A 3527-nucleotide genomic window follows, 5' to 3' on the forward strand; every position below is an offset into this window, starting at 1 on the left:
GCTACCACCACTGTTGAAAATGCCTGTAGCATCTACTCCAACATTACCACTACCATTTCTGGAGATGGAATCGTTCCCTTCTCCTCCATTAATATCACTGCCCTGAGTGTTAGAGATTCCTATAGCATTACCTCCACCAATTCCAACTCCAGTTCCAAAAATATGGTCGTTCCCCTTTCCTCCATCAATGCGGCTATCCTGAGTATTATTGATGCCTATAATAAGTTCGCCTTGCGTAACTCATATCTTGCACTTAAGTGCTGCATATTACAGGAAGAATTTACCATTTTATCTCTACGTGCAATAACGCTTTTAGAACAGCTCTTTATTTCCTTCATCGGAATTAAGTATTTTTATGCAAATCTCCCGATCTTTTTTTAGTGCAGTTCTAGCGGGGATATAAGAATTGCTTGGCAATACTGGCTATTCTTCCTGAAAATGCTAGGGAATGGTATGTATCGCACTTAGTTGGTACAAAACCCAAAACCAATTTGCGATCGCTGATTGCTCAAGCACCACCAGAAGAACAAGCTGAAGTCTTGCACTTAATTGCAGATTTATTTGCCAGAAATCAGAAAGCCGAAAGTAATCTAGACACAGTAGAGTTAGCTGTAGGATAACTACTTTCAGCACATCTGTTCCCCAGGTTTCACTTGAATCATTCGTAGGTTGGGTAGAACGAACGCGAACAGCGTCCCGTAGAGAAGTGAAACCCAACATCAAGTCTGAATATTTCCGAACCCCTTTTACGGTGACGTGTACTTAGTGAAGAGGCAGGGTAGCAGGGAAAGCAGTGGTAGCAGGGGTAGCAGGGGGAATAACCAATGCCTCATTCCCAATTTTCAACTAGCTGGATATAAGCTAGTTTGTAGTTATTAACACACTTTTTATCGTCTTCATAAGCAAAATATTACTAATTATTTTGCGTCAAAATATTAGAAAATACTTAAGTAAAGAGTTTTAGATAACTAGTTTTTGATAATAACTATCAGAAAAATCTATGCAAGCCTTACCTCAGATTCTAAGGGTACAATGGTTAGAGTCAATAATTGAGCGATCGCAGCAGATGATTGTGCCGAAAACACCACTATTAGATGCGATATCTACGGTGGTCACTGACTTGTGCCGAGCGCAGCCGAGGTAGCTTGTCGTTCGCGCAGCGCGATGCCCTGAGCTTGCCGTACTCCTTTGGAGAAGCAAGCTACGCGTAGCGTCTCGTAGAGAAGGGTCTCGTAGAGAAGTGTGGGCTACGCCGGATCACTGATGCCAGCACGGGGCAGAGTGTCTTAGGTTCTTCATCTTCGCAGGTAGTGGTGTAATTCACCAAGCATGATATGGTGATGCTTGTAGCTTCAGGAACTAGCTTGAAAACAGCCAAGATTTTTGAAGATATGCATATCTTGACAATGATATGGAACGTGTCATAATTTCAAAAGGTAGCCTCAGTGCTATTACTGGTGCAGCAGCAGTTGGATCTACTGCCAGTTCTAGATAAATAATATCAAGTTGTTGGTCTTGTCAACCCTGAAAGTATTTGTCAAGCACTAGCACAAAAAACAAAGAAAACTACAGCGAATCCTACTATTTGTTCCTTTGATGTAGTAGATCGGTTTCTCGTTGAGAGGCAATTACAAAAGTATAAATAAATATTAGTATATTATACAGTACTGAGACACATTATAAACGAGCTTGCCTCATTAGAGTTTTTGTGGATACTACAATTTTAAAAAGTTGTATAAATATCTACCAAGGTTAAATATTTTGTCACAGCTACCTTGGAATTTGATACAAAGTTTGTTGTCATTTTTTCATTAAAAAATAAAATATAAATTGAGGTAAAATATGCTCAAAATTTTAATAATAGAAGATGAAGAAGCAGTTCGTGAAAACCTTTTAGATATGCTAGAAGCAGAGGATTTTGAAACTCTTGCTGCGGCGAATGGCAAAATCGGGTTACATTTGGCTATCTCAGAAGTTCCCGATTTAATTGTCTGTGATCTGATGATGCCAGAACTTGACGGTCATGGCGTGCTAAGAGCGTTACGCCAAGAGCCATCAACGGCAACAATTCCCTTCATTTTTTTAACTGCAAAATCTGCCAAATGTGACTTCCGTCAAGCTATGGATATGGGCGCAGATGACTATATAACTAAGCCATTCACTCGCGCTGAGTTATTAAGTGCCATCATGAACAGGTTGGAAAAGCACGCTACTTTAAAAAGGTATTTATCTCCTCAGACTGTAATTAACAACTTGTCTCCCCAAAGGCATCTGTTAGAAATTAGCTTACACCGGGCTATCAAACAACATAATTTTCAAGAATTTGAAATTTATTATCAACCAATAGTTGATATTGATTCGGGGAAAATAGTAGCTGTTGAAAGTTTATTGCGCTGGGAAAGTCCAGAATTGGGGATGATTTACCCAACAGAATTTATTCCGTTAGCAGAGTCTACAGGTTTAATTGTTCCAATTGGTAAATGGGTATTAAAAAGGGTATGCCAACAAATTAAAAGCTGGCGTGATGCCGGAATTTATTCCTTTGTTGTTGCTGTCAATCTGTCAGTAATGGAATTTAATCAACCAGATTTGATTCAGAAAATAGTCAATTTAATAATTATCAATGATTTGGAACCACATTACTTAGAAATAGAACTAACTGAAAGTATGATTATGCAAGATGTAAATGGTGCGATCGCTACTATGAACCAATTGCAATCCTTGGGTATAAAAATTGCGATCGATGATTTTGGTACACGCTACAATTCTTTAATTAATCTCATAACCTTGCCAATTAACACATTAAAAATTGACCGTTCTTTTATCCATAATGTTGCTAACGAGCCGCAAAAATCAGCCATTACTCAAGCATTAATCCAAATGGCTCACAATCTCAATCTAGATATAGTTGCTGAAGGTGTAGAGACAGAAGCAGAAATGGCTTTTTTGCGCCACCATAACTGTAATTATATGCAAGGTTTTCTATTTAGTCGTCCCTTACCAGCAGCAGAATTTGAAAATTTTCTGTTAACTAACAAATGCTTATATGTGTAAATATTTGACAGCATTGGGCATTGAGTATTGCGAAGAGAATTTAGTCCCTAGTACCGCAAGGCGGAATTCGTAATACTTCTCTACGAGAGGCTGCGCCAACGGCTGCGCTCAGTACAAGTTCGTAATTCGTAATTACCTGTTCGCAAAGGTTTGAGACATTTCAAATGGGTGGCTTATTTCCGCCGTGCTGTACTAGTACCTTATGAGGTTAACTAATTAAGAAAAATCAAACTTTAGACTGGCGACAATTGTTGAGTTTGAAGTCTAGAGTAGAAAAAATGTGTATAGTGTCTACCGCCATGAAAGTCCCTGCGCGTTTCTTGCTGCCAGTTTTTTTACTGACGTTGACAGCAGGCTGTAACCAGACTCGCGCCTCCTCAGATAATCCCACACTACAAACATCTGTACCTTCTGCCCAACAGACACAGAATCCTACACAGCCAAAAACTCTCGTCCGTACTGAAGCACTTTCA

The 3527-nt window shown here is 39.3% G+C and carries 4 protein-coding genes and 1 pseudogene; all 5 read left to right on the forward strand.

Going from position 1 to position 3527, the window contains the following annotated elements:
- Positions 1–381, forward strand: a 381-nt coding sequence (locus ACYTXL_RS34180) for a hypothetical protein (RefSeq protein WP_461928459.1), incomplete at its 5' end; no start/stop codon positions are given.
- Positions 382–410: 29 nt separating this feature from the next.
- On the forward strand, positions 411–620 hold the full coding sequence (locus tag ACYTXL_RS34185; RefSeq protein ID WP_461928460.1) for a hypothetical protein: 210 nt from the start codon (positions 411–413) through the stop codon (positions 618–620).
- Between the two features lie 380 nt (positions 621–1000).
- Entirely contained in the window at positions 1001–1144 is a 144-nt protein-coding gene (locus ACYTXL_RS34190) for a hypothetical protein (RefSeq protein ID WP_461928461.1), read from the forward strand.
- A 698-nt stretch (positions 1145–1842) separates the two neighbouring features.
- A complete protein-coding gene (locus ACYTXL_RS34195) occupies positions 1843–3054 on the forward strand; it encodes an EAL domain-containing response regulator (RefSeq protein WP_461928462.1) in 1212 nt (403 codons plus the stop codon).
- 278 nt (positions 3055–3332) lie between these two features.
- A pseudogene (locus tag ACYTXL_RS34200) lies at positions 3333–3527 on the forward strand (hypothetical protein); the annotation flags it as partial.

This window comes from Nostoc sp. (assembly GCF_054880495.1).